Source organism: Parapedobacter brassicae, from assembly GCF_051400755.1.
Taxonomy (GTDB): domain Bacteria; phylum Bacteroidota; class Bacteroidia; order Sphingobacteriales; family Sphingobacteriaceae; genus Parapedobacter.
In genome coordinates, this window is record NZ_JBLFFL010000001.1 from 704,367 (window position 1) to 719,570 (window position 15,204).

13 protein-coding genes are annotated in these 15,204 nt (G+C 51.1%); 5 read left to right on the top strand and 8 right to left on the bottom strand.

What is annotated here, in order from left to right; all coding sequences use genetic code 11:
* Positions 1–52 precede the first annotated feature (52 nt).
* Positions 53–1,894: a beta-N-acetylhexosaminidase gene (locus ACMGDE_RS02815; protein ID WP_436831240.1), complete on the bottom strand. Its 1,842-nt coding sequence runs from the start codon at positions 1,892–1,894 to the stop codon at positions 53–55.
* Between the two features lie 158 nt (positions 1,895–2,052).
* Between ACMGDE_RS02815 and ACMGDE_RS02820 the strand changes: the two genes are divergently transcribed.
* The 3 genes from ACMGDE_RS02820 to ACMGDE_RS02830 are packed head-to-tail and all read left to right on the top strand — an operon-like array spanning position 2,053 to position 6,130.
* The gene (locus ACMGDE_RS02820) at positions 2,053–4,509 is read left to right on the top strand and encodes a TonB-dependent siderophore receptor (RefSeq protein WP_436831241.1); all 2,457 of its coding nucleotides are present in this window, start codon (positions 2,053–2,055) and stop codon (positions 4,507–4,509) included.
* Between the two features lie 11 nt (positions 4,510–4,520).
* Entirely contained in the window at positions 4,521–5,867 is a 1,347-nt protein-coding gene (locus ACMGDE_RS02825) for a PepSY-associated TM helix domain-containing protein (protein WP_436831242.1), read from the top strand.
* Complete coding sequence (locus ACMGDE_RS02830) at positions 5,864–6,130, top strand: hypothetical protein (RefSeq protein ID WP_436831243.1); 267 nt, start codon at positions 5,864–5,866, stop codon at positions 6,128–6,130. Before ACMGDE_RS02825 ends, ACMGDE_RS02830 begins: the two co-directional genes overlap by 4 nt.
* On the opposite strand, the gene ACMGDE_RS02835 is transcribed toward ACMGDE_RS02830, so the two are convergent.
* From ACMGDE_RS02835 to ACMGDE_RS02845, 3 genes are read right to left on the bottom strand one after another with little or no spacing between them, the layout of a single operon-like run.
* On the bottom strand, positions 6,115–6,768 hold the full coding sequence (locus ACMGDE_RS02835; RefSeq protein ID WP_436831244.1) for a beta/alpha barrel domain-containing protein: 654 nt from the start codon (positions 6,766–6,768) through the stop codon (positions 6,115–6,117). The two genes, ACMGDE_RS02830 and ACMGDE_RS02835, sit on opposite strands and share 16 nt — an antisense overlap.
* A gap of 44 nt (positions 6,769–6,812) precedes the next feature.
* On the bottom strand, positions 6,813–7,805 hold the full coding sequence (locus ACMGDE_RS02840; RefSeq protein ID WP_436831245.1) for a PfkB family carbohydrate kinase: 993 nt from the start codon (positions 7,803–7,805) through the stop codon (positions 6,813–6,815).
* A gap of 34 nt (positions 7,806–7,839) precedes the next feature.
* A complete protein-coding gene (locus ACMGDE_RS02845) occupies positions 7,840–8,025 on the bottom strand; it encodes a hypothetical protein (RefSeq protein ID WP_436831246.1) in 186 nt (61 codons plus the stop codon).
* 63 nt (positions 8,026–8,088) lie between these two features.
* Here ACMGDE_RS02845 and ACMGDE_RS02850 point away from each other — a divergent pair, with 63 nt between their 5' ends.
* A complete protein-coding gene (locus ACMGDE_RS02850) occupies positions 8,089–8,271 on the top strand; it encodes a hypothetical protein (RefSeq protein ID WP_436831247.1) in 183 nt (60 codons plus the stop codon).
* Positions 8,252–8,674 (top strand): group III truncated hemoglobin, encoded by a 423-nt coding sequence (locus ACMGDE_RS02855; RefSeq protein ID WP_436831248.1) that lies wholly within the window; start codon positions 8,252–8,254, stop codon positions 8,672–8,674. Before ACMGDE_RS02850 ends, ACMGDE_RS02855 begins: the two co-directional genes overlap by 20 nt.
* Here the strand turns inward: ACMGDE_RS02855 and mfd are convergent, their stop codons facing one another.
* The 4 genes from mfd to ACMGDE_RS02875 are packed head-to-tail and all read right to left on the bottom strand — an operon-like array spanning position 8,675 to position 15,113.
* On the bottom strand, positions 8,675–12,007 hold the full coding sequence (gene mfd / locus ACMGDE_RS02860; protein ID WP_436831249.1) for a transcription-repair coupling factor: 3,333 nt from the start codon (positions 12,005–12,007) through the stop codon (positions 8,675–8,677).
* Positions 12,008–12,053: 46 nt separating this feature from the next.
* Entirely contained in the window at positions 12,054–12,698 is a 645-nt protein-coding gene (locus tag ACMGDE_RS02865) for an outer membrane beta-barrel protein (RefSeq protein WP_436831250.1), read from the bottom strand.
* 47 nt (positions 12,699–12,745) lie between these two features.
* The gene (locus ACMGDE_RS02870; protein WP_436831251.1) at positions 12,746–13,726 is read right to left on the bottom strand and encodes a Kelch repeat-containing protein; all 981 of its coding nucleotides are present in this window, start codon (positions 13,724–13,726) and stop codon (positions 12,746–12,748) included.
* 4 nt (positions 13,727–13,730) lie between these two features.
* On the bottom strand, positions 13,731–15,113 hold the full coding sequence (locus ACMGDE_RS02875) for a DUF4270 family protein (protein WP_436831252.1): 1,383 nt from the start codon (positions 15,111–15,113) through the stop codon (positions 13,731–13,733).
* Between the last annotated feature and the right edge of the window lie 91 nt (positions 15,114–15,204).

The following is a 15,204-nucleotide window of genomic DNA, read 5'->3' on the forward strand; positions in this document are numbered from 1 at the left end:
GTCGCGTAAATATACTATTAAGTATTAGAACCTCAATAATGGATGAATCGGATTACTCCGTTTTGCGAGTATGCACCATCGACCTTATACTCACCGGACTTACCCGCTTGCCGTCCTTAAAGGTTGCCGCCCGCACGGTGGTGTATTCGGCTACATCAATCGGTCCCTCGTATTTGGGCGAATCTGATGAAGGTTCGCTACCATCGACAGTATAGCGGATTTCCGGGCGGTAGCTGTCGGTCTTCAACGTGACGGTCGATTTTTCCGCGGCCGCATCATCCTCCACTTCAAAGTACACTTGATAAGCGCTCTTCGCGTAGTTGATGCCCGCCTGTTCATAGCGTAGGTATTGTGCTTCCAGCCGACGGGTGAAATCCTCCCAGTTTTTATGCTCCGGACTGCTCCAACCGATTTCAGCAACGGCGGCAGCACGCGGATAGGTCATATAGTCGGCTTTTTCAGGCGAGTGGATGTATTCTGCCCATACATTGCCCTGTACCCCCAGGATGTATTGTCGTTCTTCTGCGGTGAGCTCCTCGAGGTGCGGTTCAAAGGAATATACCTTGCGCAGGGGCAAATACCCCCCGATGCCGCTGGGCTCGTGGTAAGGTTCGCCCTGGAAATAATCCAGGTACATGTGGGTCGTGGGTGTCATGACGACGGGATGGTGCATACGGGCCGCTTCGATACCTCCTTTAGTGCCGCGCCACGACATCACCGCGGCATTGGGTGCTAAGCCCCCTTCGAGGATCTCGTCCCAGCCGATGATGCGCTTGCCTTTGCTATTGAGGAACTTCTCGATGCGGGTGATGAAATAGCTTTGCAGCTCATGTTCGTCTTTCAGGCCTTCGTCTTTAATGCGCTTCTGGCAATGCGGACAGGCCTTCCATCGGTCTTTCGGCGCCTCATCTCCACCGATGTGGATGATTTCGCCGGGAAATAATTCCGCTACTTCCGAAAGTACGCCTTCTAAAAAGGTGAAGACCTCTTCCTTGCCCGCGCAATAGATATCCTGCTGGATGCCCCATTGTTCGGGTATTTCGAATGGTCCGCCAGTGCACGACAATTCGGGGTAGGCCACCAGTGCAGAAAGCACGTGCCCCGGAAGCTCGATCTCCGGGACTACTGTCACGTATTTCGACTGTGCGTAGGCCACCACTTCCTTTACATCTTCATGCGTATAGAAGCCGCCATGCGGATTGGAATTAATGTAGGGTCCGCGTTGGAAGTTGGTGCTCGGGCGCCAGGCGCTCACATCGGTGAGCCGTGGATATTTCTTGATTTCGATACGCCACCCGTGGTCTTCCACCAAGTGCCAATGGAAGGTATTCATCTTATGCATGGCGAGGTAGTCGATGTATTTTTTGATATAGTCTACCGAATAAAAATATCGCCCAACATCCAGCATCAGCCCGCGCCAGCCGAAACGCGGTTTGTCTACGATCTCCACCGCTGGGATAGCAGCGGATCCACTGTCAGCCGACCCGGCTGGCAATAGCTGATAGATGGTTTGTATCGCATAGAACAGGCCGTTCCCTTTGGTTGCCCGGGCAATGATCCCATCCTTGCCCACCGTGAGGCGATAACCTTCGTCGCCTAAGGTGTCAGGCACCAATTGTAACGTAATCGTGTTATGCTTGGGCTGGTCAGCCGTCAGCTGCGGGCGCACGCCTGTACGCTCAAATAATCCCTGAGCCAATAACGCCCCCAATGCTTGTAATGCTGGATTACCGTCTTCCAATTGTATCGCTGTTGTCTCACTAAGCAAGAACTCACCCTGCTTCGGCTCCAATTCCAACGGCTGGGGAACGATTGCAAACTGGTGATCCTGAGCCATTAAGCCTGTTGAAAACAATAAAGCTAGGATAGCAGGTAGTATTATTAGTCTTTTCATAATCGGAATATCTCTTCACAAACATAGCAAACACCGCTTATAAAAATCCACGCAATCGATTGAGCATTTTTCAAAAAGTGTCATTTGTTTAATAAGTTTTGACAATGATGATTATTTACCTTAAAATTGTGCCTTATTTAAAACAAGTCCAAATAAGCATGAAAAATATAATACCCTATCTGCTGCTTGTCCTGCTGGTTGCGGCCCTGCATAAAAACAGTTATTCTCAAAATCCGTCACTCGCCGGACAAGTTGTGTCTGCTGCAAACCAGCAGCCGCTGCAAGGTGTCACGGTACGGGTATCCGGAATATCCGGTGGGCGCGTAACCAACGCAAACGGCAATTTTTCCTTTGAAAACCTATCCAATGGCCAATACACGCTTACCTTTTCTTACCTTGGATATGAAGCTACCCGTATCACGATCGCCTTGCCTTCATCCAATGGCACTGACCTGTCTGTTATCCTTAAGCCCATTGAAAATCAATTGCAGGCGGTGGAAATCATCGGACGTAAAGAGCAGACATATAAGAACACGTCGTCGTTTGCCGGCACCAAGACCGAGACCCCACTTAAGTATGTCCCGCAAGCGATCAGCTATGTAACTAAGGAGGTGATCGACGACCAGCAGGCATTTAAAACCAGTGATGTGTTGAAAAACATCAGCGGGGTGAATGTCTTCTCTTACTATAACAACGACTTTACACTGCGCGGTTTCCGGGCAGGTAATGCGCTGATCAATGGGCTTCGGGATGCGACTAATAGCTGGTCACAATCATTGCTCCCCAATGTGGAGCGCATCGAAGTGATCAAAGGTCCGGCTTCTGCCCTCTTTGCCAATACCGATCCGGGAGGCACGGTGAACACCGTGACCAAAAAACCATTGGATGTAGACCGCAAATCCGTGAGCTTCGCCACCGGCAGCTATAATACCTACCGGATGACGAGCGACTTTACCGGTCCGATGAATAAAGAAAAGACCCTATTATACCGCCTGAACTTAGCGTATCAAAACGCGCAATCCTTCCGGGTATTGCAGGGTGGCGAGGACATCGTGATTGCTCCGTCAATTTCCTTTATTCCGACGGACCGTACGCAGGTAAACGTGGATTTTGTATATTCCAAAACCAAGTCACGGCTGGATCGCGGACAGCCGATCTTCGGTGCCTCAGCCGGAACCGATCTTCACTCCACACCCGTCTCTTTTGCCATCGGCAAAGAAAATGACTACGAAAACGAACTTAATCTTTACACCACGGCATCGCTGCAACATAAATTTACCGATAACATATCATTCAACGCTTCCTACATGAAATTCCTCTATGACGAGGACTTGCTGGAGCATCGCACATCCAACCGCTATGCTGTCGATGCCGACGGTCAACAGATACCCACGCTGATGGAGATGCAGACCATCCGCCGTAAGCAGCGAAATTACAATGACAACATAACCTTGTACTTCGTTAGCGACTTTAAGACCGGACCATTGACGCACAAGCTCTTGGTCGGATATGATTATATTCAGAATGTATCGCCTGTGGGAGGATCGAACTACAACGCCGCTGGCTATCGCAACGCAGATAACAGCGGGATTATTGGTACGTATGTTCCGGAAAACCGCGATGACTACCTCATCAGCGACAACCGTCCGGTACCCAATGTACCGCACTTTGACCTGACGAATCCAGACTATGCTATTTCTGAAATATCCGGCTATTTTAACGTATCCAGTCAGCAGGCGATCACCAAATATTACGTCAATGGCGTATACCTGCAAGACCAGATCACGTGGGGTCCTGTGCAGGCGTTGTTGGCGGTTAGACAAGAATATTACACGGATATCCTCAATTACCAAAAGGATAATGAAGAAACGGTGCAACAACAGAAACTCATCCCCCGCTTTGGCCTCGTATATACTCCCGTGGAGCCCGTGAGCCTATACGTGACTTATGCACAGGGCTATCAGCCACAGGGAGCCGGCACCATTGGCGATCCGGAACGATTCGGAGGACCGTTTGACCCGCTCACCAGCACCATGTACGAAGGAGGCGCTAAGATGGAGTTTCTAAACAAGCACCTAAGCATCAATGCGGCCATTTACCACATCGAGCAAAACAACATCCTCATCAATGCCAACGATCCTGGAAATCCCGATTTACTACGGCAGCTGGGGCAGCAGCGATCGCGGGGTATCGAGCTGGATGTCTACGGACAGCTGCTTCCCAATCTGAGCGTAACAGCCAATATGGCCATTAACGAAACGATTATCACCGAAAGCGACAATGATGAAGAGGAAGGCAATTTGCTCCCCAATGCACCGAAGCAGCAGGGTGGTATCTGGGCAAAATACACCTTCAATATCCCAGCACTCAATGGTATCGGCATCGGGGCCGGGGCCAATTATGTGAGCACACGTGCAACGTTGAGTGACATCCTCACCTTGCCCTCTTACGTGGTCGCAGATGCAGCATTGTATTACACCATCGACAAGTTTAAACTGTCTGCTAATCTCAACAACGTGTTTAATAAAACACACTGGGTAGGTGGTTATGACTTCAACCGGTTGTATCCGGGCACGCCCCGGAACTTTCTGATCGGTATTGGTTATACCTTTTAAGCGGGTCGGATATGTCCAAGCGCGCAGATAAGGTTGAGAACAACAAAAAACTATTTTGGCGTCTTCACCATTGGGTAGGCCTATACACCGGCATCCTCATTGGTATACTCAGCCTTACCGGCGCGGTGGCCGTATTCATTCCAGAAATCGACGCGTTGATCGTCAAACATCATTACAATGCGATATCGTCTCCATCACCGACCGGCACCCCGCAATTTGGCCGGTCCGTCGATTCTTTGATCCATCGATATCCCGATTATACTTCGCTGTCCATTAGCATGCCCGATCACCCAGGGGACGTGGTACAGGTCGACCTCATCCTGCAGCCCGAAGGCGGTGAGCCAAGACGCACCGATTTTTTCATCGATGCAGGTAACGACCGTGTCATCGGGCAGCGTGACCACCAAAACTCATTGGCCAACTACCTGCGCCAAATGCATGTCAGGCTGTATGAAGGATATTGGGGCAGGCAATTGGTCGGTATCGGCGGGTTAGCCTTGGCTGTGGTGGCCATCACGGGATTGCTGATCTATGGCAACTTCATGAAAAAACAACGGTGGCCTCAGCTGCGGAAGACGATGGACATGCGCATCATCATGGCCGACTGGCACAAGCTATTGGGTGTAAGCGCCCTGGCATTTAATATGGTCATCGCGCTTACCGGCGCATGGCTGGGGTTACAGCCATGGCTGATGCGGTGGTTTGACATCACAACACCCAATACCTTCAAAGCGCCCACCGTTATGGAGGCTGACGCCGACAAGGCCATGCACATTGATTGGAATGAGGCCCTCCATACAGCGAAAAAAGAATTTCCCGATCTACAGCCCCGACAACTCAGCGCATCGACCAACGGCTCGGCGGCCATTACCCTGCGTGGCAATATCGCCGGGCAGATCTACGAGCGCAACATCAATGTCATGGTCATTTCAAAAACAGCCTATACCCCTATTTTCAAATACGATGTTCGCAGACAACCGTTTGGCCACAAGTTCTATTTTATCCAAGAAGCCCTGCACTTCGGTGACTTCGGAGGATTCCTGCTCAAAGCACTGTATGCCATACTTGGCTTAACCAGTGGTTTCTTGTCTATCAGTGGCTTCGTCATTTTCCTGCTTCGCCGTCAAAAGAAGAAGAAATTCAACCGAACGGATGCTTGGAAGACGACATTTGTATACAGCATGATCGTGCTGCTTTTTTTAATAAGCATCGCGCTGGTTAGCCTGTTTATCGGATATGCACCCGCCGCTTCATTAGCGGGCATGATCATCAATACCCTGTTGATTGTGTTGATCGGCTATGCCCTTTTTCGCTACTTGTTTAATCGTTTCCGGCGTAAACAACAACCAGCTGCATGAAAACAACCATGAAGCAACCTAAAAAGCGATACGACAGTCACATGGAGCACTACCTCGTGCCCACCGCATTGTTTTTGCTCAATGTCAGTGCCGTACACGTCATCTATGCATATTCCAATGCCGCGGGGGGCCAAGGTTGGTGGTTGCTGTCGCTGACGGTCGCGCTCGCTGCATTAGGCAGCGCCGTATGGATTAAAAACCGTATTTACTTGTGGTGCTCGATGGCGTATTACCTATTGTTGTTTATCTATTGCTGCCTGTAAGGGCCTACCCAGCTCATCAACTCGTTGCTACGCTCGGTAAGCCAACCGTAACCCGCAGCCTCCGCTGGCTTGGCAAACAGCTTGGAACCCAGCCCGACAGCACTCACACCGGCATCGAACCAGCCTGTCATGCTCTCTTTCGTCGGGTTCACGCCGCCTGTCGGCATAAACCGCATGGCTGGGAATAACGGTTTGATGGCTTTAAGAAAGCCCGTGCCCAGGGTGTCTCCGGGGAAGAGCTTCACCAATGGCGCTCCCATGTCTTCGGCCAAGCTGATCTCTGTAGGCGTCATGCATCCCGGCACCCATAGGATACCCTGCTTGAGCGTTACCTCTGCTATTGCCGGTTTGACCACGGGACTCACGATAAACTTAGCGCCCATCTCGATGTAAGCCGATGCCATTGCAGCGCTTTTGATGGTGCCGATGCCCAGCAGCAATTCGGGCCAGTATTCCTGCTGGTATGTGAGGAGCTTGGAGAAGTTTTCCGGCGCCTGCTCACCGCGATTCACAAATTCGAAGACACGTATGCCCCCTTGATAGCAGGCATTCACCACTGCTATACAGGTTTGAATGTCATCGTGGTAATAAACCGGAAGCACCGGATAATTGAGGATGTGGCTGAGCGTATGTTTCATTTAACTGGTCATTGAGTAATGCGTAGTGCGAATAGCGTTTTTCCTTACAGGTCTCCGTTGCCGAAGTCGCCTTTTACAAATAATTTCTGAAACCCAGCAGCAGTGGCTGTATTGATGACCGCTTGGCCCTCTTTCCCTGCTACCAACGCATAGATCAGTCCCGCCATGAACGCATCGCCACTGCCGATACGATCTACCACATGATTGGTTTCATTGATCGATGAGATAACGTCTGTTCCCTGTGCGTGATAGGTACCATAGAGGAGGTTATGCGTGGGCGAATCCATGAAACGGAAGGTGTATGCGATGTGCCTGCAATGCGGCACCATGCTTTTCACCTGGTCTGCGGACTCAATAGCGTGCTCAAAATATGTTTCGGGCGGTGTATCCCTATCCAATGTCTCCAATACTGCTGTGCCCAGCATTTTATTGGCCGCCCAGATATTGCCCATGATCACATCGCAATATTGAAGCAGTTCGGGCATCACTTCGATGGGTTGCTTTCCATAATTCCATAGTTTATTGCGGTAGTTGAGATCCACAGACACGCGCAATCCTCGTTGATTTGCCGCTTTCAACGCCTCCAGGCAAACCGCAGCCAGCGACTCGCTCAAGGCAGGCGTGAGCGCACTCCAGTGAAACCAGGTATACGGCTCGAGTACTTTGTCCCAATCGATCATCCCGGGCGTTAATTGGCTGAAAGCCGAGTATTTCCGGTCGTAGACGACCTCTCCCTTGCTGAGGCCATTGGCCGAGAGCAAGAAATACAAGCCCAATCGATCTCCTTCAAGCAAGGTGGGCGACACATCGACGCCAAGCGATTTCAAGGTAGTCAGTGCCTGGGTGGTCAGCTCGTTATCTGGCACACGGCTCAAGTAGCTGCACGGAACGCCCCACCGCCCCAGCGATGCGGCCACGTTTGCCTCGGAGCCGCCGGGAAAAACGCTTACCTCGCTGTCCGATCCTAAGAAAGAACCGCCTGATGAACTCAGCCGCAGCAATAACTCTCCGAATGATAAGATATGATGGTCACTCATGGGAGGCTAAAATACGAATTAATGGGTTACCGCGTTACTCTTTGTCCTTCGTATTGCGGACCAACGAGATGCCCGATATAAAAAATATCAACCCAATAACGCCTACGACGATTAATTCACGCACTTGGGTGCTTTGCTGCACAACCATTGCACCGGTGTAGATCAGTCCGCCTATCCCCAAGATCGTGAGGATCGTGCCGAAAATTCGCTTGACATTCATATGGTTCGTATTTGATGTGTAATTGATGTACTAACCTGCAATATCTGTGCCTGTTTGGCCACGATGGCAAGCAACCTCGCCCGTCTCCCCACCTTTCCTTATGCCCTATCCGTGCCTGATCCCTGTGATATCCCTGTGATATCCCACCATACTCCGGTAAAAACCCCAAAAGACGGCATCTTATCGGAGAACCATCGGGAAAGTATAGGGAAAAAGGGACTTTCGGATGGGGAAAAACTATCGTAAATTTGATGGCATGGAGAAGCACGACATCACGACAACCGCCGACATCCACCTGCTGGTGGATACCTTCTACGGTAGCGTACGGATGGACCCGCTGATCGGCCCGATTTTCAACGGCGTGATCCAAGATAGGTGGCCAGCGCACCTGGCTACGCTGTATAATTTTTGGGAAACCGTTCTCTTTGGCGAGCAAACTTACCATGGTAGCCCATTCCGGCCGCATGCCAAACTGCCGGTGAATCAGGCGCACTTTGATGCCTGGTTAAAGCTGTGGCATGGCACCATTGATGATTTTTTTGTAGGGGAAAAAGCGGATGAAGCGAAATGGCGGGGCGAAAAAATGGCTGCGATGTTCCTTGCTAAAATCGACTACTACCGGGATAACCCGTCGGCACCCTTGTTGTGACTACGCCGCCATATCGCTTAATATCCGAATCGCCAGCCCGATATCCGGCACGTGCTCAAAGGCAATGCGCAAGCCTCCTTTTACTTCCTTGAGGTTGCAGATGGTGGGGTTTTGCTGCACGAATTGCAACACCTTGCCGAAGCGCTCACTTTCGAAGTAGCCGGGGTTGCTGGCGAAGTATCCGCGCAATATGTTTTTCTTAAAGGAGATTTTTTCGAAACCGATGTCCTTGCCTAGCCATTGCAGACGCAGGGTGTTGAGCAACTCTTCTACCTGGCCGGGCACGGGACCGAACCGGTCGCGCAACGACTGCTTAAATGCCTCCAACTGCTGCTCACTCTCGAGCTTGGCGATCTCGTTGTAGAGATTATACCGCTCGGCGACATTCGTCACATACTCATCCGGGATGAGTACCTCCAGGTCCGTATCGATCTGCGTGAAGGATACGAAATCTTTCGGCTTTACATCCTTGAAAAGATCCGCAAACTCATCATCCTTCAGTTCCTGAATCGCTTCGTCCAATATCTTATGATACATCTCAAAGCCTATTTCGGCAATGAAACCGCTTTGCTCAGCGCCCAGCAGGTTGCCACTGCCGCGGATATCAAGGTCGCGCATGGCCACATTGAAGCCGCTCCCCAGTTCAGCAAATTCTTCGATGGCATTGAGCCGCTTGTAGGCTTCGGAGGTAAGTGTCGACAATGGCGGACTTAGGATGTAACAAAAGGCTTTCTTGTTTGACCTTCCCACGCGCCCGCGCATCTGATGGAGGTCGCTCAGGCCAAACATATGGGCATGATTGATAATGATGGTATTGGCATTGGCAATGTCCAGCCCGGCCTCGATGATGGTCGTAGCGACCAACACGTCATAATCGTTGTTGACGAACTTGAGCATCACATCTTCGAGCGCATCACCCTCCAGCTGCCCATGGGCGATGCCCACACGGGCATGCGGCACGAGTTTCTTGATCATGTTGCCCAATTGCGGCAGGTCGGCTACGCGGTTGTGGATGAAAAATACCTGTCCGCCGCGGTCAATTTCATAGGAAACAGCCTCTTGGATCAGCGTTTCATTGAAGACGTGCAGTTCGGTCTGCACGGGTTGGCGGTTTGGCGGCGGGGTATTGATGATGCTCAGGTCGCGCGCACCCATCAGTGAGAAGTGGAGCGTGCGCGGGATGGGTGTGGCCGTGAGCGTGAGCGCGTCTACATCGGCGCGCAGCTGTTTTAGCTTCTCTTTCACCCCCACACCGAATTTCTGCTCCTCATCGACAATCATCAGACCAAGGTCCTTGAATTTTACATCCTTGCTCACCAAGCGATGCGTGCCGATGATGATATCCAGCTTACCCTCGGCCAATCGCGCCAAGGTATCCTTGATCTCCTTGGCTGTTTTAAACCGGTTGATGTAGTCGATGTTACACGGAAAGCCTTGCAAACGCTCGCTAAAGGTGCGGTAATGCTGCATGGCCAAAATGGTCGTGGGCACCAGTACCGCCACCTGCTTACTGTCGGCCACGGCCTTAAACGCTGCACGGATGGCGACCTCGGTTTTGCCGAAACCCACATCGCCGCATACCAGGCGGTCCATCGGATGGGGCGATTCCATGTCGCGCTTTACATCCAGGGTAGCTTTTTCCTGATCGGGGGTATCTTCGTAGATAAACGATGCCTCTAATTCGGTCTGCAGGTAGGTATCCGGACTGAAAGCCTTGCCGGTTTTTGCCTTGCGCTTGGCATAGAGCTTGATCAGGTCGCGCGCAATGTCTTTAACTTTTTTTTTAGTGGTTTTTTTCAGCTTATCCCAGGTATCGGTACCCAGTTTATTCATCCGCGGCACATTCCCTTCCTTGCCCGTATACTTGGAGATGCGGTTGAGCGAGTTGATATTGACGTAGAGCAGGTCATTATCGGCATATACCAGCCGGATCATCTCCTGCATCTTGCCGTTGACCTCCACCTTCTCCAGCCCGGCATATTTGCCGATGCCGTGGTCAATGTGGGTGATGTAATCGCCCGGCTTCAATTCGCGCAATTCTTTGAGCGTGATCGCCTGCGACCGCTCATAGCCTTTTTTGCGTTTGTATTTGTAATAACGGTCAAATATCTGGTGGTCGGTATAGCAGGCAAACCCGAGTTCGATATCTACGAAACCCTCACGCAACGCGGTATGGATGGGTGTAAACGTGACCGACTTGTCCAAATCATCGAGGATGGACAGTAGCCGCTCAATCTGTTTGGTCGAATCGCTGAAGATGCAATTTTGGATATGGGCCTGCTCGTTTTGCTTGAAGTTATGGATCAGCAGGCTGAAATCCTTGTTGAATGAAGGTTGCGGACGCTGATCGAACGCAATGGTTTCTGTGGCCTGATAAAAAAACTGTTTACCAAACTCCACAACCGCGAAATCCTGCAACATGGCAGCCAGGTTTTTTTCATCGGTGAAGCAATATCGGGGGTCTATCCATTCGGGGTTTTGAAGCTTATCTGCTTGGGGAAGTGCCTTCCAGAGATCTCCGGCTTTCTTATAGCCCTTGGCCAACACATCTAACGTGAACTGCACGTCTTCAAACCAGATAGCCGAATCGGCCGATATGTATTCGAGCAGCGAAATATTGCCCTCGGTAAGAAACTTCGCCTGCACATTGGGCACGATCGTGACCGTGTGGATCTTACTCACTGATAGCTGGCTTTCGACATCGAAGGTTCGGATGCTTTCGATGTCATTGCCGAAAAACTCGATGCGATAAGGCAGGTCGTTCGAAAAGGAGAAAATGTCTACAATGCCTCCCCGGATGGCATACTGCCCCGGTTCGTACACAAAATCTACCCGCTCAAATTCATATTCCTGTAGAAACTCGTTGATGAAATCAATGTCAAGATTAGTGTTTTGGGTGATCTCGAGCGTGTTTTTCTCCAAATCCCTGCGGTTGATGACCTTTTCGGCCAACGCTTCGGGATAGGTGACGATCATCTTGGGCAGCTCGGTGGCATGATTGAGCGTACTCAGCGTTTCAGCCCGTTGCAGCACATGCGCGCTGTCTGTCTGTGTGAAGTCAAACGCTTTGCGGTAAGAAGCCGGGAAAAACAAGACCTGCTTATCCAACAGGCCCTCCAAATCGCTCAGAAAGTAGGAGGCAGCTTCATGCGTGGGCAGTACAAACACCAACGGGCGCTCCTGCAATTGATAGCAAGCCACCGCCACCATCGCATCGGCCGACCCAATTAATCCACGGAGGTGGATTTTCGGATGCTTCCCGTGCAATGCGTTCGCTAAAGCGACCACCTGGCCGCTTTCTCGGTATTTCGCTAAAATATCACGTATGCCCACAGTTGTAAAACGGGGCAAAGGTATGGAAAAAATAGCCGATTCTCAACTAAAACCGATAACCAATCGATATCGAGAAAGCACCATTGCGCTGGTCATAGGAAGCCTTATCTGGCGCAACATCTCGAATACCGGCAAGGTAATTGAATGATATCCTATATCCGCGTTTCGTTTGGTAGCCAATACCCATTTGGAAGCCGTAGTCTATGGATTGCTGTGTACCGTCGTTGCCAAATGAAACGTCTTCGCTTGCTGAACCGTCATACGAACCCGAAAGGTAATTCTTTCCGTACAGCCCATAGCCAATGTACCCGCCAACGTTTAAAAACACATAACTCGAATCGCTGAACGGCATCCTGCCCACAATCGACAGGGGGGCCTGCAGCCAATAGGTATGCTGGGTCACCTCCCGGGTACCGAATTCAGACCGCTCCAGCTTGGCGCCCAACCCGGCAACCGACAGTCCGGTTTCGAAACCCACGTATTGCGTGGGATAGATGGAAACCAATGCCCCCAACTGCCCATTGACCGTGGGGGCTGCTTCGCGGCTTACCCCACTGCTAATATCACTCAGAAAATAGCGAGGAAAGGTGACCCCCGCATATACGCTGTAATCCCCGGTCCATTGCTGTGCTTGCGCAGCCTGTGTTAAGCAGAGGACGGTCAAACAGAAAAGCAAACCAATTTTTTTCATGTCTTTCGTATCTTTTTCAAACGTTACATTAATCCTATCGCCATGCCTTACCATGGAAGCGGTACGAACCGCCACATGTCATCAAACGGTATCGTTCCGCTGCGCCCGGTGACCAGATAGGCGGCACCATCATGCACAAAAGCGACCGCCTGCTGGCGATATGACCCCAAAAATAGCTGATGCTCTTCCCAATAGTCACCCGAAGCTACGTACCGCCAGGTGGTCCCCGTCGCGGAACCATTGTATCCGGTGATACCGCCACTGATAAATGCCGTGCCATCCAACACAAACGCCGCCGGACTCAAACGGGTTAGGTTGTACGTGTAATCATCATCGCGACCCGAGAGCGGCTCTTTCTCCACCCACGCTGTGCCGTCAAACGTATAAAATGACGTGACATTTTGATTGTTGTTGGTGCCGCCACCCAGATAAGCCAATCCGTTGAGCACAAAGGCAAAGCCAAAAGACCGCTTTACAGGCGTGCTATTGACCTTGGTCCACCCCGTGCCGGGGGAATAGCTATAAAAGTCATTGTAATCCTGTGCATCGATGTCGCGGCCCGTCCCCACGTATCCCTGATCATTTAACGTGAAGGCCACGGCCCCGTAACGGGCCTCGCCCTCAAAATTGGCAATGCGCGTCCACGCGTCCGCATCGGGGTCATACTCATAAAAGTCATCGAACATCACGGTGGAATTGGTTCCGAGCCCTACATAGCCCTTACCGCCAACCACAAACGCTACGGCATTATTCCGTGCTTCGCCCGGGAAATCAGCCATCTTCTGCCATGTCTGCTCGGTCGGACTATACCGCCAAGTATCCGTAAAACGGGTGGAATTGGTGCCATAACCAGTGGTTACGTAGGTGTATTCGCCAATGGTAAACCCGACGGCACCACTGCGCGGCAGACTCTCAAAATCAGCCACCCTCACCCATTCATCCGGATCCTCATCATCACTTGTACAAGCGCTTACGGCCACAAACACCGCTACCAATAATAGTAATCTATTCAACCATGTTATCTTCATCTGTTTAGAATTTTGTATATAATATGTGTAATTTAATAGCTGGTTTATGTCCTTGGGCCGCAATGGACAGCCGGTTGACCGTGCCCATCAGGTCTTCCGTGGGGATCGTCAGCAACAGGCTCTCCGTCTCGCTGGCCGTACTGTTGCGCATTTCGCTGATGTATTCCGTCAGGTCGAAGGTGTATTTTCCATTGCCCGCCCCACCAGCCTGGCTTGGGGCTTGGTAAAAAGCACTTTGTGTCCCATCCTGGTAGCTGGCAGTTAGCAGGGAGGTGGGTGTACCATACTGATTGGCCACCATCATTGCCAACGCCTGTGGCGGAGCAAACAGTCCATCGGCAGGTTGGTCCGTTTCGACAATCAGCTGCGCTTTGCTCACGCCAATGTTTGCGCTATTGATGAATTGCCTGGCGGTGGGAAACCGCAGGCGCGTAACCACCCCAGATGAACCTTGGATAAAGGTGCGGTAGCCGGTGGCCGATGCAGGCACCTCTTCGTGTTCGTAAGCAAGGTCCTCCAATACAGTACCTCGGCGGTCTGCCGCTACCTGGTTGTACTGATACTCGGTAGCGCCAATGGTAAACCTGAGCGTATCCGACACGCGCATGCCGTCAGACTGCCGCTCATAGGAGTAATGGAGATTCAGCGCCAGTGAATCTTGAAGGCCCACGATGCACTTGCCTTCGCCCTTTGGCACCAGCAAGAAACCCTTGATGTAGTCGGTAAAATCCTCGGCATTGGTCAACCGGGTGTCGTTATTCAGTGCCATCGTAAAAAGCGTCTGCCCAAATGCATCGTCCAGCCTTATTTTCACCGTGTCCGACGTCGAACTGGGTTTGGGAAAGAAGGCAGCTTCGCCCAGCGGAGATTCATCAACCGCAAATCGTTGATCGCTCCATAGCGTCTCTCCCTGCACGAATACTGGATACTCATCATCCTCTAGGGCTACCGGCAATTCGGACAATTCCATCTCTTCGGAGAGGCGATAAAGCGCGAGGTGCATACGGGCAGTGGTATCCCCGTAATAATAATGATCATAAAAGAGCCTCAGCGACAACGAATCAAAGACTGCATCAGCAGGCAGGTCAACGAGATTCAACTCACCATTGCCTATCCTGAAACCGGACGAAAGCATGGCCGAGCCTAATGTCTCATCGGTCAGGTTGCCTACTAATAGGCGTCCGGTACCGGCAGTGGGCAATGGGTCGAGCAAAAACGTACTCGCTTCAATCGTCAGCGTATCCACGATCTCGACGCCCATGCCTGTATCGTCATTGCCCAACCGGATGTTTTCGCCTTGCTCGCAAGCCATCAACGAAAGCACACTTGCCGCACATTGGATTAAAAGAAAAATACCATTAAACCTATTGTATTTATGGGTGTCCATCAGCTATGTATTAAAACTGTCACAAAGCTGCCGATATCGAGTGTTAATGAATGTTACAATTTGTTAAATATGGTTAATCTATACTTCCGTC

What these genes read in the sequence shown, in the direction of transcription:
- ACMGDE_RS02840 (WP_436831245.1), bottom strand. Translation starts at nt 7,805, where the DNA reads ATGAGTGACCATCATATCTTATCATTCGGAGAGTTATTGCTGCGGCTG.
- ACMGDE_RS02815 (WP_436831240.1), bottom strand. Translation starts at nt 1,894, where the DNA reads ATGAAAAGACTAATAATACTACCTGCTATCCTAGCTTTATTGTTTTCA.
- ACMGDE_RS02875 (WP_436831252.1), bottom strand. Translation starts at nt 15,113, where the DNA reads ATGGACACCCATAAATACAATAGGTTTAATGGTATTTTTCTTTTAATC.
- ACMGDE_RS02855 (WP_436831248.1), top strand. Translation starts at nt 8,252, where the DNA reads ATGGGGAAAAACTATCGTAAATTTGATGGCATGGAGAAGCACGACATC.
- ACMGDE_RS02850 (WP_436831247.1), top strand. Translation starts at nt 8,089, where the DNA reads ATGGCAAGCAACCTCGCCCGTCTCCCCACCTTTCCTTATGCCCTATCC.
- ACMGDE_RS02825 (WP_436831242.1), top strand. Translation starts at nt 4,521, where the DNA reads ATGTCCAAGCGCGCAGATAAGGTTGAGAACAACAAAAAACTATTTTGG.
- ACMGDE_RS02835 (WP_436831244.1), bottom strand. Translation starts at nt 6,768, where the DNA reads ATGAAACATACGCTCAGCCACATCCTCAATTATCCGGTGCTTCCGGTT.
- ACMGDE_RS02820 (WP_436831241.1), top strand. Translation starts at nt 2,053, where the DNA reads ATGAAAAATATAATACCCTATCTGCTGCTTGTCCTGCTGGTTGCGGCC.
- ACMGDE_RS02870 (WP_436831251.1), bottom strand. Translation starts at nt 13,726, where the DNA reads ATGAAGATAACATGGTTGAATAGATTACTATTATTGGTAGCGGTGTTT.
- ACMGDE_RS02830 (WP_436831243.1), top strand. Translation starts at nt 5,864, where the DNA reads ATGAAAACAACCATGAAGCAACCTAAAAAGCGATACGACAGTCACATG.
- ACMGDE_RS02845 (WP_436831246.1), bottom strand. Translation starts at nt 8,025, where the DNA reads ATGAATGTCAAGCGAATTTTCGGCACGATCCTCACGATCTTGGGGATA.
- ACMGDE_RS02865 (WP_436831250.1), bottom strand. Translation starts at nt 12,698, where the DNA reads ATGAAAAAAATTGGTTTGCTTTTCTGTTTGACCGTCCTCTGCTTAACA.